This is a genomic window from Deltaproteobacteria bacterium (genome assembly GCA_012522415.1).
Lineage (GTDB): Bacteria > Desulfobacterota > Syntrophia > Syntrophales > JAAYKM01 > JAAYKM01.
In genome coordinates this window covers 1-25,542 of sequence record JAAYKM010000073.1, presented here as the reverse complement: position 1 = coordinate 25,542, position 25,542 = coordinate 1, and the positions used below count along the sequence as shown (strand labels likewise).

Sequence of the window (25,542 nt, the reverse complement as noted above, 5' to 3'; positions counted from 1 at the left end):
TGGTTTCATCTGTGTAATTTGCAGGAAAAGTAGGGGTTAAGGGTTAAAATCTTGCAAATTACATCGCATAAAAAATGATCATTGTCAAGTAATATTAAATGGTTATGATGTTTTTCAGATACGACTAAATAAACGCCTCAGGAGGTAACGGATCATGAAAAAAGCATTTGGAACCATCATCTTTGCTATGGCGGTTGTCCTCTGCACGGCGACATTCAGTCTGGCTGAATACGCGGCAGGTGGGCCGGAACATTTTCCCTATTTTCATCTTGGTTTGCTGGTCATTGGCGCCCTCATCATCTTCTCATTGAAACAGAAATATTCCCGGATGTATGTGGGCGAAGCGGTCGGTGCCATGGCGCTTTACACGGTGCTGATGGCCCTGTTCACGAGCCCTGTGATCGAAACGATCAAGACCATGATCAGCTGAAGGGGCGCGCTAGCTTGAACACGGTTGACGGCTCAGTCTCGGAAGGAAAATGCGGGTTATACAGGCCCCTCACGCGAAAACCGTCGTGGGGGGCTCTTTCTTAAATAAAGCGCCCGATTCAACCAAGCCTGTTGCGGTAAAGCGTACACAAGACCTCCATGAGATCCGCGTCACGCCAGCCGTTTCAATTCCGCGGCGCTTGTTCCGGCAATGCGTCCAAAAACCAGGCATTCCGGAATGCTGTTTCCAGCCAGCCTCTTCTCTCCATGTATACCGCCTGTCACCTCTCCTGCGGCATACAGGCGGGGAATGGGTTTGCCCCACACATCGATAACTTGTGCGCGGATATTGATCCGCAAACCGCCGAGGGTATGGTGTACGGCCGGCCACTGGGGCAGCATATAATAGGGCCCCCTGGCCAGGGGGATCATCTGCTCTAGGGGGCTTTTCTCCCATTCGGTATCACGACCGCTGCGAAGGTATCCGTTGTGATTGGAGACGGTTTCCTCTAAAATCACGGGGGACATTTGCAGGTATTTCGCCAGTTCCGCCAAGCTCTCTCCGCGAACGAATCGACCCGCCTCCAGGCCTTTCTCAACCTCATCATTGGTCCCCATACGTGAAATCATTGCCTGGTTAAACAGGGCATAGGTCATCTTGTTATCTCCGGCAGTTCGAATCTGGGCGCGCGAACAGGTATCCGCCCCCGCCAGTTCGTTCACGAAACGCCTTCCCGCCGGATCCACGTAAATCATCCCCGCCGCCGGTCCCCGAAGCGCAAACACAGACGGTACATCGAATCGGCCGGTCATCGGATCGGCAAAGGGATAGACCTGAATGAAACTCATCTGTGTCACATCGGCACCGATCACACGGGCGCAATGAATTATCTCGCCCGTTGCACCGGCGTGATTGGTGGAATTATATTCCTTACCGATGGCCGGATTATACGCCTGACGCATCGCAAGATCCCGGCTGAATCCGCCGCTGGCCAGAATCAGGGCCCGCCGGATGGCGATATTGATGGGTTTGTTTCCCCGCTCCACCTCCACGCCGGTAACGGGTGAGGAAAAACTGCTACGCCAGATGCGCGTTACCTTTTCATTCATACGGAGAACGGCACCATTTTGTTCGGTCATCTTTTTCAGTGCCGTCACGAACACCCGGCCCGAACCGCCGATTGCAGCGTGAATCCGAGGGGCAACGTGACCGGGCGCCATGGTGACGGTCTCCCGAATTTTGGCATAGCCCTCTTCGAGAAGCCATTTCAGTGCGGCTGGCGCCTGCCCGGCCACGAGGCCTGCCAGATCCGGATGACCATAATAATTTCCGCCTCGGATTATATCCTTTGCGTGGCGTGCGGCACTATCCTCACCCAAGCCGAGTTTCTGACGTAGATGATACATATCATCCCATGCGGCATATTCACCATGACTGATGATGGCGTTTCCGCCATATGCAGGCATCTTCTCGAGAATAACCACTTTCATACCCCGGTCGGCTGCTTCCGCCGCCGCTGCCAGACCGGCGAAGCCGGAACCGACGACGACGACATCCCATGTCTCATCCCACCGTACAGTCTCATTCCGCATCGGGATGGCGGCGCAGGAGTCGGAAGCGGGAAGCAGGCTCCCCATCGCTGTCAGCAAACCGGCGCCCATCGCCCCCTGCAACACGCCACGGCGACTGTAACCGGGCTGTTCCGGCCTTTGTTTCTCTTTCCATTCAGAAGGATTCCGTGCCATCGATACCTATCCGTTTTTACGATCCGTCAAGCTGACCATGCAGCCGGTTGTTGATATGTATCCGCGCCGCCGAATGTAACCCGGCCTTCCGGAAGACCGAATTATCACATTGACGGTTGTACAACAAAGGCTTTTTCAGGAAGGCCTCGCCTTTACTAGCCGGGATGTACCCATCCCGGGATATGCCCAGAAAGCAATGAAATAGAGAAACACCGCAACGAACAGCAAGACGTGAACACCCCAGGTTACGGATAAGAGATGGGCCAGCGGAAAAGCGACGATCCCGAAGATTACAAATACTCCGTAAGTCCAGGGCAGAAAAAAAGCGGTCCGCTCACGCAGGCAGGCAAAGCCAAGGGGCAACGGCACACCGGCGATAAAAGCCAGGGGAGCCATCATGATCAGAATCGTCGTCACCTTGATTATGGAGGCCAGGGGGATCAGAACCGACAGGACCGGAATCAAAAGAAAAATATACAGCACCAAGCAAATAATAATCCGTATCACCGCCCACTTGATACCCTCGTCGCTGAAGGGATCAAACTTAAAAGCACGATAGCTCCCGCAACCGGCAAAAAATAGTACACCCGACACCACCACCGCCACGGAAAGGGCCGTATCGTTGAAAAAAAACATGCATCTTTCGATGAGCGCCATCGTAATCAAAACCATGCCCAAACCCAGACATGCAAAATAAACGACCACCCGGAAACTCGATGTGCCTGCCCTGATCCTCCCTTCCCCCATCAGTGGAAGCAGAATCATCCATCCCGCGATAAACGCTACCAGACCAAGGACGGCCAGATTGATTACCGGGTCGATTTCAGCGCGGGCTATGGAGGAGAAACCCTTGATCTTTTTCACCATATCCCCTGTCTCCAAAGTAACATGAAAAAAGGAACGATCAAGCGTTAGCGGCTCAAGCCTGGTAACAGGGGCGGACGACCCGTTTGCCGGTGAAATAAAAAAACGCCCGACGATAAACCGGAGAGCGTCATCCTGTTCGACCGGGCTATCGGACCGATGGGATAATGATGGGACCGGTGGAGGACGGGACTCGTTGTTTTTTTCCGAAGCCATACCGGCATGCCAGGAAACATCAAAGGAGCGCTGCCGGCAAAAGATCTGCAGCGCCCTCACAGTCTGGTCCGTAACCGGCTGTCGGAAGACAAGGATCCTGGCATTCAGTGCCGAACGATATACCAGCACATGCTTGCCTGGATCATCTACACCGCTGCGGCTCAGGCCCTGGTGCACCGTGGCCAGGAGTTTTTCGGTGGAGGCGGAAAAATCCGTGATATATAGCGGCAGCGACAGGATGCCATCATCCTTGAGAGCCTTATAATACCGCGTAATGGCCTCGATCGTCAGTGCATAGCGGTTGGCCTCCCCTTCCGAAGGGAATGTGGCGCCCATGTCGATCAGGTCGAATGCCCGTGTCCCGAGAACGGCCAATGGGGAATTGCATATCAGCGTAACCGCATCCATCCCCGTCAAGTTTTTCCGGACAAGATCACAGAGCACCGGGGTGGGTTCCACCGCAAGGATGATTCTGTTTTGTCCCCAGATTTCATGGATCTTGAACCCGCCCGCCGTGCCGATGAGAAGATAGGTTCCAGTCGGTTTCAGCGTGTAAGGGAAGGCATCGAGAGATGAATGAAAATATGACCGATCCGGGGCTTCTTTCACATAAAGACCGAGAACGCGGTCCCCGTCACGATAGAGACCTTGGGCGGCAGGCCCGGCAGAAACGGGGGGGGAACCATCATGGGTTGATAGGCTGAGGTTCCGTCGTTCCGTCAAGTTGTCGAGAGCCAGGTAATAACCTCTGGGGTCAGGTATGTCGGCCACAACGCGATTGCCGCTCACCCGCATCGCAGACGACAGGGCCTTGTATTCGGGTATGCGAGCCGAAATCCCATCGATGACATGCCACATGCCAAAACCCGAAAGAAAAAGAAGGCAGGCGAGACCTGTCAGAAACATGGCGTAGCGAAGAATAAAGAGGCGGGGCAGTACCGCCAGTGCAAGCACGGGAAACAAGACCGCCGGGAGCAGAAAGGGATGAACCAGAGACTGGCATACAAACAACAGAAGACATCCTGCAGCCGCTCCAAGAAGATGACAGGCCCAGGCTTTTGAGATATCCCTGTTCAGTTCGATGAAACTGAGACCGATAAACAATCCTCCCAGGAAAAAAACGGGCAGAAGGGTAAGATAATAATTAAAAAGGTTCAGCAGCTCCGACGGCCATCCTTCATCTTGCAAGAGCAGGGGATTAAAAGGATTCAGGGCGGCCAGATGATATGTCAGGGGCGCAATGAACAGAAGAACGAAAGGAAGCCAAAATAGAATCGCTGGACGATGCCGTTCAAAGAAATCGTCACACAGTGATAAACACACCGCACTGATGGACACACCGGACAGCGAGACGATAACAATCGCGATACCGTACTCCGACCAGGTGGTCAGGGCAAAAAAACGGGTCAGAAAGATGGCCCAACCCGAAATGAAGGCGGAAACGAAAAACAAGGCAAGGTAGCGGGTTATTTTCTTGAACAGGTCCTGCATGGCATGGCCAACGCTCCCGGTATTCTTCGCGTAATGCTCAGGGTTGGTACGTTTTCTTCCCCATCGCCCTTATCGGATATCACCCCGCTTGTCAAAACATTTACACAACATTCCTCATATCAAATATCAAATCAGGAACATTCTACCCATTACGCAAATAAATGTTGGACATGTTGGACTGGGGGCACACCCCCTGTGTTTTTTCGATGCCTGTCTTTTATCGTTGCATTGTGTGACAGGTTTTTTCAGCTTAAAAATACCCTCGATTTATGTTATGACTTCCGTACATTGTTGCTGAACCGGAAAATAAAAACCGAAACCCATCATGCGTAAAATCATCTGTATTGCAAATCAAAAGGGAGGCGTCGGCAAAACAACTACGGCGGTCAACCTGGCCGCATGTCTGGCCCTTGCTGAAAAAAAAACCCTTCTTATCGATTGTGATTCCCAGGGAAACGCAACGAGCGGCCTGGGCATCGACAAACAGGAGATAATCGATAAAAATCTCTATCATGCCTTGATTGGTCAGATATCCTTGCAAGAGTCGGTGAAGCCTACCCAGATTACGCACCTGGATTTGATCCCCTCTAACCAGGACTTGATCGGAATAGAGGTCGAGTTTGTCCAGCTTCATGAGCGCGAGAATCGATTGCGCAATTTTTTGCGGCAAATGGATGCCGCCTATGATTACATTATCTTAGATTGTCCACCGTCTCTGGGCTTTATGACCATAAACGCTCTGGTCGCTTCGGATGCGCTGGTTGTACCCTTGCAATGTGAATATTTCGCCATGGAAGGTTTGGGACAATTGATGAACACCCTGAGAATCGTGCAGAACCGGATGAATCCCTCTCTCACACTGGGAGGAATCCTGCTGACCATGTTCGATTCGAGAAACAGACTTTCACATCGGGTCAGCGAGAATATACGCGAACATTTCGGCAGCAGGGTATTCAAAACCGTGATTCCCCGGAATGTTCGCCTATCTGAAAGTCCCAGCCATGGCTTGCCTATCATATTGTATGATATTCGATCCCGGGGCGCGATGTCGTATCTGGAGCTGACCCAGGAATTCCTTAATTGCGGGAGAATGTAAATGCCACCCAAACAGTCCTTAGGCCGTGGATTGGAAGCCATGTTTCCCGACCTGCTGGCAGATATAGCAGAGATCAGGGACCGTCCTCATCTGATTACGTGCGGTATTGAGGAGATCCAACCGAATCGCTTTCAACCACGAAAGAATTTCAGCGACTTGGAACAGAAGGAACTTGTCGCATCCGTTCGTAAAAACGGTATTATTCAACCTATCGTCGTACGCAAAACCGATATGGGTTACGAAATCATTGCGGGAGAAAGACGGTGGCGTGCCGCCCAGGAGGCGGGTCTGAAAAATGTTCCTATCATTATCAGAAACGCCAGCGACATTGAGGCGGCGGAACTTTCCCTGATAGAAAACCTTCAGCGGGAAGAACTAAATCCTCTGGAAGAAGCCAGTGCGTATAATACCCTGGTTGAAATCTTTGGTCAGACACACGAAAACATTGCTGCAAAAATTGGCAAGGATCGATCCACCATCGCCAATACGATCCGCCTTCTGAAACTGCCCGGAAACATTCAACGTGCCCTGGTTGAAAAGAAAATTACGGCTGGCCATGCCCGCGCCATTCTTTCCCTAGACGCGGGTCCTTTACAGACATCGGTTTTTGAAACCATTGTGAAAAAAGAAATGAACGTACGAGAAACGGAAAGGCTCATCCAAGCCATGAAAACACCCAAACGGAAAAAACAAGTGGCCGACAGGGAAGCCTATCTGTACGATCTGGAAAAGCAACTATCAAACGTACTCATGACACGGGTACAGATCAAAAAAAGAATTAAAAATGGATCGATTGAAATCAGATTTTCCTCAACGGAAGAACTGGGAAGGATAGTTGAACTCCTGTTTACCATACATGCGGACTGATCTGCTCAATCATTCTTAATTCATCAAATGTACAAAGACCGGCAATGCAAACCACGATGGTCCAGAAGGCAGAAAAGCTTTGCAAAACTATCCACAGATGTGGATAATAATGTTGATGGAGATTTGTAATCGTGCAGATTTTATGGGAAAATACTCAAAAGCTAATTCAGGAAAAAATTCCCAAACAGAACTATGAAACCTGGATCAAGCCTGTTAGAATTCTTTCCATCGAGGAAAACCAGATCTGCTTTGCCGTTCCCAATCGGTTTTTCAAAGACTGGCTTCTGGATAATTACCGCCATACAATTCAGGAATGTCTTGATATAACCATGGGCTATAATACGAATATTGTCTTTGTCATTGCTCAGGGTGAAGGGAGGAATGAGGTTTCTGAAGAAAGCGGCACCCGGACGTATCATGTAACAGCACCGCAGGCACCGGCAAACACGTCAAGAATGCAGTACCATCATACCTTAAATACCAATTACGCCTTTGACCGATTTGTTGTCGGGTCTTCCAACCAGTTTGCCCATGCGGCATCAATTGCCGTGGCGGAACATCCTGCGAAAAACTATAATCCTTTTTTCATTTACGGGGGGGTCGGGCTTGGGAAAACCCACCTGTTGAACGCTATAGGACTTTTAACCTACACGCTGTATCCGGACATGAATGTCCTGTACCTGTCCGCAGAAGAATTCATCAACGAACTGATCAGTTCCATCCGTCACGACAAAATGCAGAAATTCCGAACAAAATTTCGTACAATTGACTGTCTTCTGATTGACGATATTCAATTTATCGCTGGAAAGGAGCGTACCCAGGAGGAATTTTTTCACACGTTCAATACCCTGCACGATTCAGGAAAACAAATCGTTATGACAAGTGATAATTTTCCGAAAGATATTCCCAACCTGGAAGGACGTTTGCGATCGCGTTTCGAATGGGGCTTAATCGCCGATATCCAACCGCCGGAAATTGAAACAAGAATTGCGATACTGGAAAAAAAAGCCCAAGAAAATCACATTGAATTACCCCATGATGCAGCCATGTACATCGCGTCCCACGCAGACTCCAACATTCGTGAACTCGAGGGCTTCCTGACGCAAACCATCGCCTACTCCTCATTGACGAAAAAAAAGATCAGCCTGGACCTGGTCCGACAGGTGTTGAACAGAATATTAAAGACAAATCCAAAATCTACCATCTCCATCGACGATGTCATGAAAGCTGTTTCAGAACGCTTCAATCTCAAAATATCGGATCTCAAATCACCGAAAAAAAATAAACATCTTGCTTCGGCGCGTCAGATGGCCATGTATCTGTCCCGAAAACTGACCAACTCCTCGTTTCCGGACATCGGAGCAAAAATGGGGGGGCGTGACCACTCAACGGTGATTTATGCAGATAACAAAATAAAAAAGTTACTGGAAACGGATCATGAAATGAAAAAAGTCTTACAGGATTTGGAAGACGAAATTCTTCAACGTCGTTAACCTGGAATTAAAGAGCTTATCCACAGGAAAAGGAAAACGTAAGAACATAAATACAGATGATTTAAAAATGATATTCACCCTATCCACAAGTTCTTTTACTACGACTAGTTTAATTTAAATATAAAAAAATTTAAAAATAATGACTCAGAAACGGAAAGGACAACCAAGATGAATTTCACGATCAAAAGAGAGGTTTTGCTCGATGGTTTGCAGAAAACGTTGGGGATTGTGGAAAAAAAAACAACCCTTCCCATCTTAAGCAACATTCTTTTAGAAGCGGAGGATGGGTTGATCAAGGTCGTGGCAACAGACCGTGAAATAAGTCTCGTTGCACGCTATGAGGCGTCTGTCACCGAAGCCGGAAAAACCACCCTGTCCGCAAAAAAACTTTACGAAATCGTACGGGAAATTTGGGGGGAAGAGGTTCATGTCAGTATGGATTCCCGTAACATTGTTACCCTCACTTGTCAAAAAACGGTGTACCGGATCATGGGGATATCCGCTGACGATTATCCCAGTGTTGTGGCCGAGGAAAACATACCATTGTACCCCGTTTCAGGAAATCTCCTCAAAGAAATGGTGCGTAAGGTTTATTCTGCGATGTCAACGGACGAATTGAGACGAAATTTGAATGGTATCTTTCTGCAAATTGAAAAAAATTCGGAAGGTGTTACCATCAGAATGGTTTCGACGGATGGACATCGCCTGTCTATGGTGCATAAAAATCTGGATGCAACAGAATTTCTTGATGTTCCCGCCGGGGTGATTCTTCCCAGAAAAGGAATTGGAGAAATCCGCAAACTGGTGGAAAGCGACCCTGAACATGTTTCCATAGGGTTAATGGGACAGATGTTTATCGTTCGAACGACGAATGTGATGCTGAAAGTAAGCTTGGTGAACGCGGAGTATCCGGATTACAAACGGGTGATTCCCACTGAAACAGGAACGGTTCTGTTTTTGCCTAGAGATGATTTTCTGCATGCCCTGAGGAGAATGTGGGTCGTCGTATCGTCCGAAGAATTTCGGACCGTTCTTTTGACTATCTACGAAAACCGGATGGTTCTTCAATCGCAGCATGCCGACGTCGGCGAAGCCAGGGAAGAAATTGATGTGTCTTACGATGGTGAAAAACTCGAAGTTGGATATAATGCTGATTACCTAATGGATGCCATTGAGGTGGTTGATGGTGAAACCATTGCATTTGAATTGGGTTCGGGGAGGAAACCGGGTATCGTCAGGTCTGCGGGTCAGGATGATTATTCGTGTGTGGTGATGCCGCTGATCATTTAAGCTGTGGACAGTGAGTGGATAAACGAAAATAAAATGATTTTATTGTAAATAAAATCAAGTATATAAAGGAAAATTTTTATAGCGAGTCGCTTGTGTATAAATGAGCAAGCATGTGAAGGTAAAGAGGTTGTGTGGATGATTGAAAATTATAGTGCCGATAGCATTAAGGTTCTCGAAGGGTTGGAGGCGGTTCGTAAAAGACCCGCTATGTACATTGGTTCGACGGGCAGGGATGGGTTGCATCATCTGGTATACGAAGTGGTGGATAATTCTATTGATGAAGCCGTATCCGGTAACTGCAATGCCATTACGGTTGCGATAAGGATAGATAACAGCATTGTTGTGGATGATAACGGTCGGGGGATCCCTGTTGACATGCATAAGACTGAAGGGATCTCCGCTGCGGAGGTGGTGTTAACCAAGCTCCATGCCGGAGCGAAGTTTTCCAGTGACAGCTATAAGATATCGGGTGGACTTCACGGTGTCGGCGTATCGGTAGTCAATGCCCTGTCCAGTTTTCTGGAACTTGAGATCAGACGGGAGGGCATGCTCTATACGCAGAATTACCGTCGAGGGATTCCTCAGGCTCCTTTGGAAATGGTGGGAAAAACCCGTGGCCAGGGTACCAAGGTGATTTTCAAACCGGATGAGGAAATATTTGATGAACTGGAATTCAGCTACGACATCCTTGCCAATCGTCTAAGAGAATTGGCCTTTCTCAATTCAGGCGTAAGAATCACCCTTGTCGATGAGAGAATCGAGAAGAAAAGTGAATTTTATTATGAGGGAGGAATTGTATCCTTTGTCGAATATATCAACCGGAACAAAAAGGTGCTGCACAAGCATCCTATCTATGTTGAAGGCGATCGGGAAGATTGTCATGTTGAGGTGGCATTACAGTACAACGATACCTATCAGGAAAACATCTATTCGTTTGCAAACAGCATCAACACGACCGAGGGCGGAACACACATGATAGGTTTGCGTTCCGCTCTGACCCGTGTTTTGAATAATTATGCGCTCAGTTACAACATACTGAAAAACAGGAAGGAATCTTTCCGGGGAGAGGATCTGCGGGAGGGATTGGCCTGTGTGATCAGCGTAAAGATCAAAAACCCCCAGTTTGAAGGGCAGACGAAGACCAAGCTCGGAAACAGTGAGGTGCGGGGTCTTGTTGAGGGAATCATATATGACAAAATAGGTACGTACCTTGAAGAGAATCCTACGGTGGCGAAGCAGATTCTGAACAAATGTTTGGAGGCATCGCGTGCGAGGGAGGCGGCGAGACGCGCCCGGGAATTGACCCGGAGAAAGAGTGCTCTGGAAGTTGGAGCTCTGCCCGGGAAACTGGCTGATTGTCAGGAAAAGGATCCTGCCCTGAGTGAGGTGTATCTGGTGGAAGGAGATTCAGCCGGTGGATCGGCCAAACAGGGCCGGGATCGGAAAAATCAGGCCATACTTCCGCTTCGTGGTAAAGTTTTGAATGTGGAGAAGGCCCGTTTTGACAGGATGCTGAAAAACGAGGAGATCAAGGTCATTGTCACAGCCATGGGAACGGGGATCGGCAAAGATGATTTCGACATCAGCCGGCTGCGTTATCACAAGGTGATTATCATGACCGATGCCGATGTCGATGGCCATCATATTCGAACTCTTCTGCTTACTTTTTTCTTTCGTCAGATGCGTGAATTGGTTGAAAGAGGTTTTCTTTATATCGCGCAACCTCCGTTGTTCAAAGTAACAGAAAAGAAAACGGAAAAATACATTAGAAATGCAGAAGACATGGAAAACTACATTCTGGACAGCGGTGTGGCCAAGACCCGACTTGTCACGGAAAACGGCACGTATTTTACGAAAAGTAAGCTGTATGCGCTGGTGAAAAATGTCATGAGAATTGAAATGATCATGAACAAATATGAGAAGGAAAACAGGGATCGCGATGTCATGCGTATTCTGGCGGGAGATCCCTCACTATCCGAATGGGATTTTAAAACGGCGGAACCGATGGAAAGGGTGATGCGTCGGACGGCACAGGCGATCGGAGAATCCCTGGTGAAAGCCGAGATAGAACAGGACCCCGAGAATGGCCTGTACAAAATGAAATTCGTCTTGTCGCGAAATGGTGTGGAAAAGGTTACATGTATCGATCGAGACGTCCTGAAGGCGCCTATATTTCTTGAAGTGAAGGCGCTGTTGCATCAGGTCAGTGTATTGGGCGAACCGCCGTATCGGATGGCCCTGGAAGGGGAATTGTCACAACACGTAGTGGAATTGGACAACATGAGCACCGTCGTGGAGCATGTTATGAATCTGGGAAGAAAAGGCATTTCGATTCAGCGGTATAAAGGTCTCGGTGAAATGAATCCAGAACAACTCTGGGAAACAACGATGAATCCGGAAAAACGGTCGTTGCTTCAGGTAAAGGTGGAGGATGCCGTTGTAGCGGACGAAATTTTTACGACCCTTATGGGTGATCAGGTGGAACCACGTCGGGAATTTATCTTCGCAAATGCCGCGTATGCCTCCAATCTTGATGTCTGAAACCCCGTTGCAATCATGATAAAAAATAGGCGGTTATGCGGCCTCCAACAGGCAAGAGGCCAGGAAGGGACTTTTATTTTATATGGAAGAGTTATCACACCAGAGAACCATACCGGTTAATATAGAAGACGAGATGCGAAAGTCCTATGTGGACTATGCCATGAGCGTCATTATAGGACGAGCCATTCCGGATGTCCGTGACGGATTGAAACCCGTTCACCGTCGGGCCCTCTTCGCCATGAATGAAATGGGAAACCGATGGAATAGGCCCTTCAAAAAATCAGCGCGTATCGTTGGTGATATTATTGGTAAATATCATCCCCATGGTGACCAGGCGGCTTACGACACAATCGTCCGCATGGCACAGGATTTCTCAATGCGCTATCCCCTGATCGACGGGCAGGGAAACTTTGGTTCCATCGATGGTGACCCACCGGCGGCCATGCGTTATACGGAGATCCGTATGGATCGTTTCACGGAAGAACTCTTGGCCGATCTTGATAAAAACACGGTTGATTTTGTTCCGAATTATGATGAATCCATGGAGGAACCGGTGGTCTTACCCGCCAAAATACCGGTTTTACTTCTCAACGGTTCTTCGGGGATTGCCGTGGGTCTGGCAACCAATATGCCCCCCCATAATCTGAGAGAGGTCGTGGATGGAACGGTGGCGTTGATCAATCACCCGGACATCTCCATTGAGGAATTGGTGCGTTATATTCACGGGCCTGATTTTCCCACCGCTGGTTTTATAAACGGTCGTGAAGGGATCTTTTCTGCGTATAAAACGGGACGAGGCATCATACGATTGCGGGCCAGGGCGATGATAGAGCGGAACGCCAGAAGTGATAAGGAAAGCATTGTCATTACCGAACTGCCCTATCAGGTAAACAAAGCTAATCTCATTGAATCCATTTCAGAACTTGTTAAGGAAAAGAAAATATCCGGTATTACGGACCTTCGGGATGAATCAGACCGCGAGGGTATACGTGTTGTTATTGATTTGAGACGGGACGAGCAGTCCGGTGTCATTCTGAACCAGCTTTACAAGCATACCCAGATGGAAACGTCCTTCGGGATCATCATGTTGGCCATAGACCGTGGTCAACCCAGGGTCTTCAATCTTAAGGAAATGCTGAACAGTTTCATAGACTTCCGTCGCGAGGTCGTGATCCGGCGATCCCGGTTTGAATTGGACCGGGCTAAAGAGCGGGCGCATATTCTGGAAGGACTCATCATCGCCTTGAACCGGATCGACGAAGTTATTGCTGTGATCAAGGCGGCAGGTACGCCTCAGGAAGCGACAGCCCATTTGTGTACACGTTTCGGTTTAAGCGAAACGCAAGCCAAGGCCATTCTTGACATGCGGTTGCAACGTCTCACGGGTCTTGAACGTGAAAAAATCGATACAGAGTATGCGGAGTTGACATGGAAAATTCAGGAATTGATTGCTCTTCTGGCTGATGCCAGAAAAATTCTTGATGTGATTGTGAAAGAACTCATCGAAATCAGGGACCGATTTGGCGACGAGCGGCGGACGGAAATTGTGACCAGTATCGAAGACATAGGTATCGAGGACATGATCGTCGAAGAGGACATGGTGGTCACCGTATCGCATTCCGGCTATATAAAGCGTAACGCCGTCAGTCTGTACCGCAGCCAGCGTCGGGGTGGCCGTGGCAAAGTGGGTATGCAACCCAAGGCGGAGGATTTTGTGGAGAGAATATTTATCGCTTCGACTCACCATTACATCCTGATCTTCACCACCGAAGGCCGCGTATACTGGCTCAAAGTCTATCAAATTCCACAGGCGGGGAGAGCCGCTCGCGGCAAGGCCATTATCAACCTGATCAATTTATCTCAGCAAGAGAAACTGGCGGCCATTCTTCCAGTCCGTGATTTTACCGACGACAGTTCCGTTGTTATGGTAACGCAGAAAGGGATTGTCAAGAAGACCGTCTTATCGGCGTATGCGAACCCGCGCTCCACGGGCATCATAGCCATGTCCGGCGATGAGGGGGATGCGTTGATCGATGTTCAGATCACGAACAATCAACAGGATATCTTTCTGGGGACCCGAAAGGGGAAGGCCATCCGTTTTCATGCGGACAACATTCGGGATCTGGGCCGAACCGCAAGGGGTGTCATGGGAATCCGCATGGACGAAGGCGATCATGTGATCGGTCTTGAAATTCTGGCATCGGAAGGGAACGCCATTCTCACCGTATCGGAAAACGGTTACGGGAAACGCACAGTCGTTTCGGCATACCCTCTCCAGGGTCGTGGCGGCAAGGGAACGATCAATCTGAAAACCGTTTCCAAAGTCGGTTACGTAGCCGGCATCTGTCAGGTAACAGGAGAAGAGGATGTGGTCCTCATTAGCGACACGGGAAGAATTATCCGCCTCCGAGTTGATGAAATCACCCTTATTCAACGGGGCACACAGGGGGTGAAGCTCATCGGTTTGAACGAGGAAGAGCGTATCGTTGGCATGGCCCGGGTTGAACGGGACACTTCCCCGGAGGCATCCGAAGACGATCCTGAAAGCGAGGAAATCGAATTGCCCGGGGACGAAGAGGGGGAGGAAGACAAAGGGGCCGCATTTTAAGGTGAGCTACCGAAACAAGAACGGCACGAAGTCCGTGTCACTCATGAAATCCAGAACCAGCCATATCGCCGTTGTTCTCTGCAAACCACGCGTTGCCGGGAACGTGGGTGCTGTCGCCCGGTGCGGAAAGAACATGGGTATCGATCGTCTGATCGTCGTCGGAAACCAGATGCTCGACCGTGATGAAATGTACCGGCTTGCCACCCATGAAGCCTCTGAGCGTATTGATGAAATTGTACATACCCCCAGTCTGGAAACAGCTCTGGCCGACTTTCAATATGTAGTCGGGACCACGGCGCGTTTGGGCAATGCCCGTGGTCCCGTGGTCAGTCCACGGGAAATGGCTGAACAGGTCGGGGGGGTTTCCCAGGAAAATCGAGTGGCCCTTGTGTTTGGACCCGAAGATACGGGGCTGACGAATGAGGAGCTGCGTTTCTGCCATCTCGTTGTGAATATTCCCACCGTGGAATTCAGATCCCTCAATCTGTCCCATGCCGTCATGATCCTCTGTTATGAAATCCTTGTCTGGCAATCCATGTCAGAGCGACCTGCTATTCCCAAACTGGCGACATCATACGAGCTCGAAGGCATGTACGGGCAGATACGCGATCTCCTGACAAAAATAGGTTTTTTAAATCCCCAGAACCCGGAATATTGGATGATGCATCTTCGTCGTCTCTTTGCACGGACGGCCCTTCTTGCTAAGGAAGTGAAAATTATCCGGGGTATCTGCCGTCAGTTGGAGTGGTTTACGGCAAATGCCGGAGAGAGGGATGAAAAAACTTGACTTTACACGGTGGCATCCGTAATAAAAATGGCATTGTAATAGCCGTTTCCGGCAAATGATGAAAGTGAAAGTGCAATTAAATTGATACGAGAGGGTTCATATATGAAAATGCAATTTGCCTTTACAGGCGCAAAGAAGATTGTCTTCGGCAGCGGGTCGTTTGATGCCTTGGTGGAGCATATCAAGGAGCTTAAGGGATCGCGGCCCCTCCTTGTTTTGGACCGGAATATGGCAGCGGCGGGTTTTCGCGAAAGGGTTGAGGACCTTCTGAAAAAGGACGGTATGAAATATGTAATATACGACAAGGTGATCCCCGAGCCGCCCATCGAACTGGTTGAAGAAGGGGCGAAAGCCGCCGTTAAGGGGAAATGTGACTGTGTCGTCGGGATCGGTGGTGGAAGCGCCATGGATACGGCCAAGGCCATTTCGGCCGTTGTGGGCAACAAAGGGAAGGCCGTGGATTACCTCGGTCTGAATAACATCCCCGGTGCGGGCCTGCCTCAAATTCAGGTGCCGACAACGGCAGGTACGGGAAGTGAAGTAACCTTCACCGCCGTTTTTGTGCGAAAGGACCTGAGGAAAAAGGAGGGGATGAACAGCCCCTACCTGTATCCGGATATTGCTCTGTGCGATCCGGTTCTGACGCTGACTCTGCCCCCGAAACCGACAGCGGAAACAGGGATCGATGCCCTGTGTCACGCCATCGAATCCTATACCTCACTGAATGCCTCGCCCATGAGCGAGATGTTTTCTCTGGAGGCGATCCGTCTCATTTCGGAGAACCTGCGGACCTGCGTCCACAACGGGAGCGACCTCCAAGCTCGTGAGCAGATGCTTCTGGGCAGTCTCTACGCCGGGATCGGTCTGGCCAACGCGGGCGTGACGGCAGTCCATTCCCTGTCCTATCCCCTGGGCGGTCTCTATGGGGTTCCTCATGGACTGGCCAACACGATGATCCTTCCGGCTGTCATGGCCTACAACCTGCCGGGTTCCCTGGAAAAATTCACGGATATCGCTGAGGTCATGGGAGAGGTGACAGACAATCTTCCTCTGCGGGAAGCGGCTTATCTGGCCGTGGAGGCCGTGGAAGCCCTGATCGAGGATTGCGGAGTCACAACACGATTGGATACCCTGGAGATTCCCGAAACGGTTTTCCCGGATCTGGCCGAGGTTGCCCTGACGGTGGCGCGTCCCCTGGCGAACAATCCATGCAAAATGACTCTGGAGGACATGATCGAAATTTACAGGCAATGCTGCTGAGCAGGAAACACAATGCCGGGCAGGCGCAGGACGGCCCGGAATCCATGTCGGGAAGTTGCGTCGTCTGAACATGGATCCTTCCAAGAAGGTAAGGCGGGTTTCGGAATAGCAAAGCATCATTTTCCCGGTCTTTCCGCGAGAAGGGCTGGATTAATAAAGTATACAAGGTGACAGACTAAGACAAGTAAATGGAGGAACCATCATATGGCCGGTGCGGAACTGATCGGTAAGGAAGAAATAAGGGAAATCATGGACGTTATGGAAACAGGCGTGCTGATGCGTTATGGATTCGATAACGAAAGAAAGGGCATTTTCAAGGTCAGGCAACTGGAAGAGGAATTCGCCGCCTATTGCGGCACGACTCACGCCCTGGGTGTCACCTCCGGCTCTGCGGCCCTGAAGGTGGCTCTGGCGGCTATGGGCGTCGGGCCCGGCGACGAGGTTATCGTTCCCGCCTTCACCTTTGTGGCGAGTTGGGAAGCGGTTCTGGAGGTCGGGGCCATCCCGGTCATGGGCGATATCGACACAACCCTCAACCTCGACCCGGCGGATATTGAGAGGAAAATCACGCCTCTGACAAAGGCGGTCATCCCCGTTCACATGTGTGGGGCCATGGCGCGTATCGATAAAATCATGACCGTGGCGAGAAAACACAACCTCCTGGTGCTGGAAGACAACGCCCAGGGATGCGGCGGCAGCTTTCAAGGGAAAAAACTGGGTACTTTTGCCGATATGGGCATTTTCAGTTTTGATTATTACAAAACCATTACCACCGGCGAAGGGGGTATGGTTGTTACGGATAACAAGGAATTCGCCTGGCGGGCCGACGAGTACCACGATCACGGCCATGACCATAATCACGCTGTCCCGCGGGCGATGGAGGGGCGGCATATCCTGGGATTCAACTACCGGATGAACGAACTCCAGGGTGCCCTGGGCCTCGCTCAACTACGAAAACTGGATTATGTCTGCAGCGAACAGCGCAAGAACAAGGCGCGGATCAAAGCTTTCCTGAGCCGGGTCCGGGATGTCGGCTTCCGGGAAGTGCCCGATCCGGACGGCGACACGGCGACGTTTGTCGCCTTCAATCTACCGACGGCGGAACTGGCTGCGAAGTTTCAGCAGAGTCTGTTGGCTGGCGGTGTCGATACGACCTGTTACAAAACGAATAAATGGCACTACGCTCCCAACTGGGAACATATGCTGTCTTTTGCGACGGCGAACCCGCAACAGTACCCATTCAAGAATCCTGCCTACAAGGGTGAGATCCGCTACGAACGGAATGATATCCCCCAGGCTGAGGATCTCCTGGGCAGGACCCTGGTTCTGGGTATCCAGGTGAGAATGTCGGATGAGCGGATGGCACAGATTGAGACGGCGATCGTGAAGGCCGCACGGGAACTGTAATCAAGCAAGGGGTCTTTCATTTCACGAAGCGAGGCAGGTTGACTTCCGGGGTGATGGAGCATCTTGTACAACCTCGTGATCAGGGGGAATAAATAGATGATCGTCGTTACGGGCGGGGCCGGGTTTATCGGCAGTGCCTTTGTCTGGAAATTGAACGGTGAAGGAATCGATGATGTGGTCATCGTTGATCGTCTGGGTACCTCTGGCAAATGGCAAAATCTGGTCAATCTACGCTACGCGGATTTTCTGCACAAGGACGTTTTTCTTCGGATGATCCTGGAAGATCGGGTGCCCTTTCCCGTCAGGTGCCTTGTTCACATGGGGGCCTGTTCCTCCACGACCGAGACGGACGCCGACTACCTCATGGAGAACAACTTCCATTACTCCTGCCGCGTGACCGAATGGGCCTTGAAGCACAGTGCCCGTCTTATTTATGCCAGTTCCGCCGCCACCTACGGTGACGGGACGCGGGGATTTGACGATGACGAGGCAGGGATCAACGATCTTCGGCCCATCAACATGTACGGCTACTCCAAGCAGCTCTTCGATCAATGGTGTCTGCGTCACGAGATACAGAAGCGGGTCGCGGGGATAAAATTTTTCAATGTTTTCGGCCCCAATGAATACCACAAGGGGGATATGTCCAGCGTTATCTACAAGGCCTTCCACCAAATCAGGGAGACGGGTCGGGTGCGCCTGTTTCAATCCCACCGGCCGGATTACGGAGATGGAGAACAGCGACGCGATTTCGTCTATGTCAAGGACTGCGTGGATGTCATGTGGTGGCTCATGGAAAACGACAATAAAAACGGCATCTTCAATGTTGGAACGGGGCAATCCCGCACCTGGAACGATCTCGTTTTAGCCGTTTTCAATGCCATGAACCTGGAGCCTCAGATCGATTATACCCCGATGCCGGAAAACCTGCGGACTCAGTATCAGTATTTTACGGAAGCGAAGATGGACAAACTCCGGAACCAGGGTTGCCGGCTTTCCTTCCATCCCTTGGAGGAGTCGGTCCGAGATTACGTGGCCCGTTATCTGAGTGCCCGGGAGGCCCATCTGTGAGAATTGTCTGCATTATCCCCTCGAGATACGGGTCCAGTCGGTTTCCGGGCAAGCCTCTGGCGGATCTCTGCGGCAAGCCCATGCTCCAGCATGTCTATGAACGGGTACTTCGGGTTGCAAGCGTAACCGACGCGGTGGTGGCCACCGATGATCAGCGCATTTTCGATACCGTTCTGAAATTCGGCGGACAGGCCGTCATGACGGCTGATCGCCACCGATCCGGTACGGATCGTCTCGCCGAAGCGGCGACGGTTCTCGGCCTGGACGATAACGATATCGTCGTCAACATCCAGGGGGATCAGCCCCTTTTCGAACCCCTGCAGATTGACGAGGTGGTGGCACCCCTGCTGGCGGATCCCTCGATTCCCATGTCCACCCTGATCTACCGGATCGTTCGGGAGGAGGAAATTAACCATCCCAATGCCGTCAAAGCGGTGTTCGACAGGGACTTTTTTGCCTTGTACTTTTCCCGTGCCACGATTCCCTATGACCGGGATCATAACCACGAGGTCCATTACTACAAACACCACGGTATCTACGCCTATCGGCGCCATTTTCTTGAGACTTTTTCCACATTGCCCCAGAGCCCCCTGGAAAAGCTGGAGGCCCTGGAACAACTTCGGGCGTTGGAGTGTGGCTACCGGATCAAAATGGTGGAAACGGCCTACGATTCGGTTGAGGTGGACACGCCCGCGGAGTTGGCCCGGGTCCGGAACATCCTTTTAAATGGTACGGCATGAGGACGAGCATGAATGATAATCGCCGGTTTACGGAGGGGGCAATCGGTTCGATGATGACACCCCGGGTTAATGAGAGCGATCCTTCACCTTCCCATGAAGGATGTCCCCCCCGGTGCTCTCTCCCATCGGTCGCGATGCCGCAGGGATCGGCGGCACATGGCTGTGAACGTTCAAATCATTATGGGCGCTTATGGTTGACATCGAACATCTGAGCCGCATACGATTGGTCGCTGAACCCCGGGGCCAGATGTTGGTGGCGAATTTTTTCCTGACCCCTAACTACCGTTTTTTCGCCCAAGTCGATATTCACATCGAAAACCTCGAAAAGATTCCCCTCGATGAAAACGTCATCTTCGCCATGAACCATACGGATCGATATAACTATTGGCCATTCCAGTGGAAACTCTGGACTTTGAAGACGTTTCCCTACACAACGGTCTGGGTCAAGGGCAAGTACTACCGCAATGCACTGTTGGGAAAATGCCTCGATGCGTGCAATCTGATTCCCGTGCCGTCCATGGCGTATCTGATCGAAGAGTTTTACAGGAAAAAATTCGGAGAGCCGATTGATCCGGCGCTGTACCGGGACGTGAAGGACGTCATTGACGGCAGGTACGATCATGCAGGGACGTATCCGGAAAACGCCGCCCGGATCTTTCGGGCTTGGGGCGATGACTTCGTTGGTTTTATTCGCGATTATTATGATCTGGTCATGGAGCGGGTGGCGGAACTGAGCCGCCAGGCCCTTGTTGACCGGGGATTGAATCTGATTATCTTCCCCGAGGGAACCCGGTCCATCAGGCTGGCGGAGGGGAAAACGGGTCTCGCCCAGCTGGCCCTCTGGAGTCGGAAAAAGATCGTTCCCATTGGATGCAACAATTCCGAACAGGTCTATCGGAGGCGCCTGCCTTTCGCCCGGAGCGGGCGAATCGTCTATCGCGTGGGCGATCCCCTGTCCATCGAAGACCGCCTAAAGCCCTACCGGATCGATACGCCGTTCCAACTTTTCTCCAGGGATTCCCAGCGAAAATACCGGGATCAGTTTGAGGGTGTAGCCAGCGCCGTTATGGCAAGGATCGCTTTGCTCCTGGACGAACGCTACCGGCAACAAGAGGCCGTGGTTTGCAAATAGGTGCTAAAATCCGGACTCAAAACCTCTTGGTCTGATCGCGCAAGATCCTGCCGGGTTGGTCTAAAGGGCAAAGGGGATGCGGAATGATGAAAATGGCTTCCAAGCATGTTAAAACCACACGATACAGGGCTGAACTTCTTGATTTGTCCGGAACAGGAGACAGGAGGCTGTTGTTTTTTCTGGTTGTCAGTGCGCGGGATGAAAAGGAGGCCATCATGAAGGCTCAAAAGGAATATGCAGCCCGGCACCCCGAATCCCCTTTGCCGCCCCGGGAATTCTCCTGGATTTCATACCGTACATGTGAGGAAGATTGTTGGGGGTGATGGTCCCCGTCGGAGACGGCCCCGGCAAACCCGTCGTTCCGAAAAACGATTGCATTTTTCCCTTTGGTGAATCGACGTTATAGATTTTTTAAGCATTTCACATGGAGAACCTATGAAAGACAAGATCGACCTGAACCCCAACCCCTTGGTACGGTACCTGAAAAAACCGTCCAACGAATTTACCAAAGCCGACATTATGCGGTTTATCGAAAACAATGGCATCCGTATGCTTAATTTCCGTTACGTGGGTGGCGATGGCCGGCTCAAGACCCTGAACTTCGTCATCAACAGCCGCCACCATCTAGATCGGCTACTCAGTGCCGGTGAGCGGGTTGACGGCTCAAGCCTTTTTTCCTTCATCTCTGCCGCATCCAGCGACCTTTATGTTATTCCCCGATACAGGACGGCCTTTGTTGAACCCTTTTCCGAGATTCCAACCCTCGACCTGCTCTGTTCTTACTATACCGCCGACGGGAATCCCCTGGAAAGCTCTCCGGAAAACCTGGTCAAAAAGGCTCACCGTCTGCTAAATAAAAAAACCGGTTGCACCCTGGAGATGTTTGGGGAATTGGAGTATTACCTCTTCAGCGAAATCGACAGCATCTACCCCATTGTCCAACAGCGAGGCTACCATGAGTCCCGTCCATTCTCCAAGCGGGATGCCGTCCGCCGGGAAGCGATGAGGGTCGTCAGCGAAATGGGATGTCCCGTCAAGTACGGCCACGCCGAAGTCGGCAACATTATCCACGGTGGTGTGGAAATGGTGCAGCACGAGATTGAATTTCTGCCGGCGGAGGCCGAGGACGCTGCAGACCAGATGGTTCTGGCCAAATGGGCGGTGCGCGACGTGGCCTGCAAATTCGGATATGAGGTCAGCTACGCCCCAAAGATCATCGTTGGCCACGCTGGCAATGGTTTACATATCCACGTCCGACTGATGGAGAACGGGTTCAATGTCATGGCCGCTGACCAGGGCTTGACCCCTGCCGCAAGGAAATTGATTTCGGGTCTTTTGACTTTCGCGCCCTCCCTGACCGCGTTTGGAAATACCGTTCCCACCTCGTTTCTGCGCCTCGTTCCCCGTCAGGAAGCGCCGACACGTATCTGTTGGGGGGAGTGCAACCGCTCCGTTCTTGTGCGGGTACCGCTGGGCTGGTGCGGGGCAACCAACATGATCTACGACGCCAACCCCCAGGAACCCCGGCACGCCGATCGGGTTCAGAACAGCCAGACCGTGGAACTGCGCAGCCCTGACGGTAGTGCCAACGTTCACACCCTTCTGGCTGGTATGACTCTGGCCGTGCTGTACGGCTTGGAAGATCCGAATGCCCTGGAGAAGGCCGATCGTCTCTTCGCCAACACGGCGGATGTCGGCAGTCGTACCGATCTCGATAACCTGCCCACCTCATGCTACGAGGCCGCCTTGGAACTGGAGAAGGCCCGATCTCTGTACGAACAATCGGGCGTTTTTCCAAAAGGCTTTATCGACCAGACCATCGCCGACTTGAAAGCGCACAACGACGCCGATTTAAGCGAAAATCTGCCTGGTAACGTCAAGGCCATTTCCGATCTGGTCAAGAAGTTCATGCATTGCGGCTAGTCCCGGTCGATAATCCGTTGCGGCCCATGCTTCGGCGTGAACGGGTTCTTGGGCGTACTGACCCGATGCCGTGATGTGCTGTCTAACCTGAACATTTCAAGGTGGTCCCTTGTGAAATACGGCTGCAGCCATGAAAAACGGCATGCAAGGCCTGGGACAGTCCCTTCTTTAAGGATGTTCGCCTTCAAGCCGTGCCACCCTGTTGCCGAATTTGACAGAGGCCGCTTTGTTGGGTATCATGACGCCCGTTCTTTTGGGGGACTCCCCGCTTATCCATTGTGTGTAGAGACATTTTGAGGTTTACGGGCTTTCTGTGGGAGGTCGCTCTACCGCCGAGCGACTTCACGATGGCTCAATATTCTCTTGGTTGCGTTTTGGGTCCCGCTGGCGACGCTGGCGTACATGACCCAATTTGGCGGGTGGGTTAGCGTTTTTTTTCGATCAACGGTCAGGGAGGAGATTTTATGAAAAGGACATGCATCGCATCGCTCGTGTTGTTTATGTCGATTTTCGTTAACAGCCCGGCTATGTGCGCCTCGCTCAAGATTATTTCACCTAACGGCGGAGAAACCCCGGTCATCGGCAAGCCCGTCAAGATCCAGTGGTCGGCGGTGGGAATCAAGGCAAAGGTCCGCCTTGTTCTTCTGAAGGGTGGTCAGGAGGTCGGCATCATCGCGGACGGATTGAACGCCAAGGCCGCCTCGTATTCCTGGACGGCCGGTCAATATGCGGGCGGCACGGCTGCCGTCGGTCAGGACTACAAGGTGCGTATCTGTACCGTCAACAATCAATATTGCGCAATGAGCAACGGTTTTTTTGCGTTACGGACGGGCATGCCCTCCCATATACAGTCGGTTCAACCTTCTGCCAAGACCCGCCCTGCCCTCATGCGGGAAAGGCCGAAGATTCATCCGGCAGGGACGCTGTTGTCGCAAATCAACATCACATCACCCGTCGCAAACGAGCGTTACAGGGCGGAAACACCGATACCGGTCACGTGGGATCGGAACTCTGTGAAGCACCCCGAACTCCACCTGTATCTCCTGGACGGGCAGGGCAACGAGATGGAACGGAAACAGATCCCCAACACCGGCCAATACAACGGTTTGGTCATTACAAAAGACTACACTTTCCCAGGCTGGAAGTTCCAGGTGAAGCTGGTTGCCACCAACCCCGGCACCGCAGACACAACCCAGACAGGCAACAGTGGATTCTTTACACTCAGGCCCCTGAAGGAAACCATTACACTGCAACGCACCGGCAAGGTGACCAACACGTTCAGGAGCAAACTTCATTCGGATGACGAAGCAGACTGCTTATTTGCCCCGACGCTCTGGAATGGTCGTCAGCCGGTTGCAGGAGAAATCAAGATCGGTCATTCTCACCTCGAGGGAAAGCATAAAAAATGTTATTATTCGGCCGCTTACTATTTCCGGGGACATGCACACTTCGATCTCAACGAAATCAAGGGCAAGGAGATCCTCGACGCGACACTGTATCTGACTGACAGCGGCTATGAAGCGAGAGTCCCCGATGGCACCCTGGCCACCAACGAACAGCTCGATACCAAGTGTGAAATCTATCTTGACGGCGCGGGCTTTGCGAAAGGAGTCCTTGCCAGTTTTTTCCCTCCCGGAGAGGGGAAAATAAAATCCGTTAATGTCATAGAAGCGGTTCGGTATTGGGCGGGAGGGAACGCCAACGAGGGCTTGCTGTTCAAACACACATTGGAGCAGGTCCTCTATGTCCCCACTGCCTGTATCAAGTACTATAAAAATCTGAGCCTGGAGGTTAGATATATCGATTGAGAAAAAAGGCAGGGCGGATTCTTGTTTTAGGGGCAACGATCACCGCTGAAAATGAAATCGCCTCGTGTGTATCCGGATGGACCGCTTGTGCCGGGATTCGTCCTCGCGTCGGCTGAATGACCATGCTTAGATGCGCTGAAAAACCGAGACAGGATACCCCGGTCACGAGGGGTGTTCCGCATTGCCTGTACGTTGTTTCTCCGAATGCGGCAGGTTGGCCGTGGCGGGCTTGGTTGCCGCGATCATTTGCTCGACAACAGGTAAAAGTGACTCACAAATTGTCTCGTGCCCTTCGCGGGTCGGGTGCGAATCCTTGTCGTAATAAACGGCGATGCTATTTTCCATTTTATTTTTAAACGCGTGATACGTCGAGACTACCTCTGTGTTGCGTGTAAATTTTACGGAATAAGGAAAATCGGAAGAAAGATTTTTGTCAACTATATCTACAATGACCTGTTGGGGAACATTGGCAGTGACAGCTTTTGCATATTCCTGAAGGAGGAGTTCCGTAAGTTTGGAAACTTTGGCCTCTGGCGTCCCCCCTGAGGTATCCGTCTTTTCATCTAAAGTCTTTTTACGTAAACGAGTTAATACAGCATGACTTACCCGATTTCTTACATACGTCAATAAATGCGAATGCTGACTTAAATAGTCGTATCTGAAAAACATCATAACCATTTAATATTAATTGACAATGATCATTTTTTATGCGATGTAATTTGCAAGATTTTAACCCTTAACCCCTATTTTTCTTGCAAATTACACAGATGAAACCA

General features: G+C 51.1%; 18 protein-coding genes. 15 read left to right on the top strand and 3 right to left on the bottom strand.

Annotation, left to right across the window (positions count from 1 at the left end; genetic code table 11):
• Positions 1-154 precede the first annotated feature (154 nt).
• The gene (locus tag GX147_06310) at positions 155-430 is read left to right on the top strand and encodes a hypothetical protein (GenBank protein ID NLN60305.1); all 276 of its coding nucleotides are present in this window, start codon (positions 155-157) and stop codon (positions 428-430) included.
• A 170-nt stretch (positions 431-600) separates the two neighbouring features.
• Here the strand turns inward: GX147_06310 and GX147_06305 are convergent, their stop codons facing one another.
• Positions 601-2,175, bottom strand: coding sequence for a flavocytochrome c (locus GX147_06305; GenBank protein ID NLN60304.1), 1,575 nt, complete (start codon positions 2,173-2,175; stop codon positions 601-603).
• Positions 2,176-2,310: 135 nt separating this feature from the next.
• Positions 2,311-4,746, bottom strand: coding sequence for a hypothetical protein (locus GX147_06300; GenBank protein NLN60303.1), 2,436 nt, complete (start codon positions 4,744-4,746; stop codon positions 2,311-2,313).
• Between the two features lie 325 nt (positions 4,747-5,071).
• Here GX147_06300 and GX147_06295 point away from each other — a divergent pair, with 325 nt between their 5' ends.
• From GX147_06295 to GX147_06230, 14 genes are all read left to right on the top strand, one after another.
• On the top strand, positions 5,072-5,842 hold the full coding sequence (locus GX147_06295; GenBank protein NLN60302.1) for a ParA family protein: 771 nt from the start codon (positions 5,072-5,074) through the stop codon (positions 5,840-5,842).
• Positions 5,843-6,709: a ParB/RepB/Spo0J family partition protein gene (locus GX147_06290; protein NLN60301.1), complete on the top strand. Its 867-nt coding sequence runs from the start codon at positions 5,843-5,845 to the stop codon at positions 6,707-6,709. It begins immediately after the preceding gene.
• A 128-nt stretch (positions 6,710-6,837) separates the two neighbouring features.
• Positions 6,838-8,202: a chromosomal replication initiator protein DnaA gene (gene dnaA, locus GX147_06285; GenBank protein NLN60300.1), complete on the top strand. Its 1,365-nt coding sequence runs from the start codon at positions 6,838-6,840 to the stop codon at positions 8,200-8,202.
• Between the two features lie 168 nt (positions 8,203-8,370).
• Positions 8,371-9,492: a DNA polymerase III subunit beta gene (gene dnaN / locus GX147_06280; GenBank protein NLN60299.1), complete on the top strand. Its 1,122-nt coding sequence runs from the start codon at positions 8,371-8,373 to the stop codon at positions 9,490-9,492.
• 135 nt (positions 9,493-9,627) lie between these two features.
• Entirely contained in the window at positions 9,628-12,033 is a 2,406-nt protein-coding gene (gene gyrB / locus GX147_06275) for a DNA topoisomerase (ATP-hydrolyzing) subunit B (protein NLN60298.1), read from the top strand.
• 82 nt (positions 12,034-12,115) lie between these two features.
• Positions 12,116-14,641: a DNA gyrase subunit A gene (gene gyrA, locus GX147_06270; protein NLN60297.1), complete on the top strand. Its 2,526-nt coding sequence runs from the start codon at positions 12,116-12,118 to the stop codon at positions 14,639-14,641.
• Between the two features lie 43 nt (positions 14,642-14,684).
• Positions 14,685-15,428 carry an RNA methyltransferase gene (locus GX147_06265; GenBank protein ID NLN60296.1) on the top strand — a complete coding sequence of 248 codons (744 nt, stop codon included), beginning with the start codon at positions 14,685-14,687 and terminating at the stop codon, positions 15,426-15,428.
• A gap of 102 nt (positions 15,429-15,530) precedes the next feature.
• Complete coding sequence (locus tag GX147_06260; GenBank protein ID NLN60295.1) at positions 15,531-16,688, top strand: iron-containing alcohol dehydrogenase; 1,158 nt, start codon at positions 15,531-15,533, stop codon at positions 16,686-16,688.
• Between the two features lie 204 nt (positions 16,689-16,892).
• Entirely contained in the window at positions 16,893-18,095 is a 1,203-nt protein-coding gene (locus tag GX147_06255) for a DegT/DnrJ/EryC1/StrS family aminotransferase (protein ID NLN60294.1), read from the top strand.
• A gap of 96 nt (positions 18,096-18,191) precedes the next feature.
• Positions 18,192-19,163 carry an ADP-glyceromanno-heptose 6-epimerase gene (gene rfaD / locus GX147_06250; GenBank protein ID NLN60293.1) on the top strand — a complete coding sequence of 324 codons (972 nt, stop codon included), beginning with the start codon at positions 18,192-18,194 and terminating at the stop codon, positions 19,161-19,163.
• Positions 19,160-19,903, top strand: coding sequence for a 3-deoxy-manno-octulosonate cytidylyltransferase (gene kdsB / locus GX147_06245; protein NLN60292.1), 744 nt, complete (start codon positions 19,160-19,162; stop codon positions 19,901-19,903). The genes rfaD and kdsB overlap by 4 nt, the downstream gene beginning before the upstream one ends.
• Before the next feature lie 190 nt (positions 19,904-20,093).
• Positions 20,094-21,035, top strand: coding sequence for a 1-acyl-sn-glycerol-3-phosphate acyltransferase (locus GX147_06240; GenBank protein ID NLN60291.1), 942 nt, complete (start codon positions 20,094-20,096; stop codon positions 21,033-21,035).
• A 435-nt stretch (positions 21,036-21,470) separates the two neighbouring features.
• Entirely contained in the window at positions 21,471-22,958 is a 1,488-nt protein-coding gene (locus tag GX147_06235; GenBank protein ID NLN60290.1) for a glutamine synthetase, read from the top strand.
• 464 nt (positions 22,959-23,422) lie between these two features.
• Positions 23,423-24,766, top strand: a complete 1,344-nt coding sequence (locus GX147_06230) for a hypothetical protein (protein NLN60289.1) — start codon at positions 23,423-23,425, stop codon at positions 24,764-24,766.
• 162 nt (positions 24,767-24,928) lie between these two features.
• On the opposite strand, the gene GX147_06225 is transcribed toward GX147_06230, so the two are convergent.
• On the bottom strand, positions 24,929-25,393 hold the full coding sequence (locus GX147_06225) for a hypothetical protein (GenBank protein ID NLN60288.1): 465 nt from the start codon (positions 25,391-25,393) through the stop codon (positions 24,929-24,931).
• Between the last annotated feature and the right edge of the window lie 149 nt (positions 25,394-25,542).

Coding starts and splice junctions, on each gene's coding strand:
- rfaD (NLN60293.1), top strand. CDS start 18,192: ATGATCGTCGTTACGGGCGGGGCCGGGTTTATCGGCAGTGCCTTTGTC.
- GX147_06240 (NLN60291.1), top strand. CDS start 20,094: ATGGTTGACATCGAACATCTGAGCCGCATACGATTGGTCGCTGAACCC.
- dnaN (NLN60299.1), top strand. CDS start 8,371: ATGAATTTCACGATCAAAAGAGAGGTTTTGCTCGATGGTTTGCAGAAA.
- gyrB (NLN60298.1), top strand. CDS start 9,628: ATGATTGAAAATTATAGTGCCGATAGCATTAAGGTTCTCGAAGGGTTG.
- GX147_06230 (NLN60289.1), top strand. CDS start 23,423: ATGAAAAGGACATGCATCGCATCGCTCGTGTTGTTTATGTCGATTTTC.
- gyrA (NLN60297.1), top strand. CDS start 12,116: ATGGAAGAGTTATCACACCAGAGAACCATACCGGTTAATATAGAAGAC.
- GX147_06260 (NLN60295.1), top strand. CDS start 15,531: ATGAAAATGCAATTTGCCTTTACAGGCGCAAAGAAGATTGTCTTCGGC.
- GX147_06305 (NLN60304.1), bottom strand. CDS start 2,175: ATGGCACGGAATCCTTCTGAATGGAAAGAGAAACAAAGGCCGGAACAG.
- GX147_06290 (NLN60301.1), top strand. CDS start 5,843: ATGCCACCCAAACAGTCCTTAGGCCGTGGATTGGAAGCCATGTTTCCC.
- GX147_06310 (NLN60305.1), top strand. CDS start 155: ATGAAAAAAGCATTTGGAACCATCATCTTTGCTATGGCGGTTGTCCTC.
- GX147_06295 (NLN60302.1), top strand. CDS start 5,072: ATGCGTAAAATCATCTGTATTGCAAATCAAAAGGGAGGCGTCGGCAAA.
- GX147_06300 (NLN60303.1), bottom strand. CDS start 4,746: ATGCAGGACCTGTTCAAGAAAATAACCCGCTACCTTGCCTTGTTTTTC.
- GX147_06255 (NLN60294.1), top strand. CDS start 16,893: ATGGCCGGTGCGGAACTGATCGGTAAGGAAGAAATAAGGGAAATCATG.
- GX147_06265 (NLN60296.1), top strand. CDS start 14,685: ATGAAATCCAGAACCAGCCATATCGCCGTTGTTCTCTGCAAACCACGC.
- GX147_06235 (NLN60290.1), top strand. CDS start 21,471: ATGAAAGACAAGATCGACCTGAACCCCAACCCCTTGGTACGGTACCTG.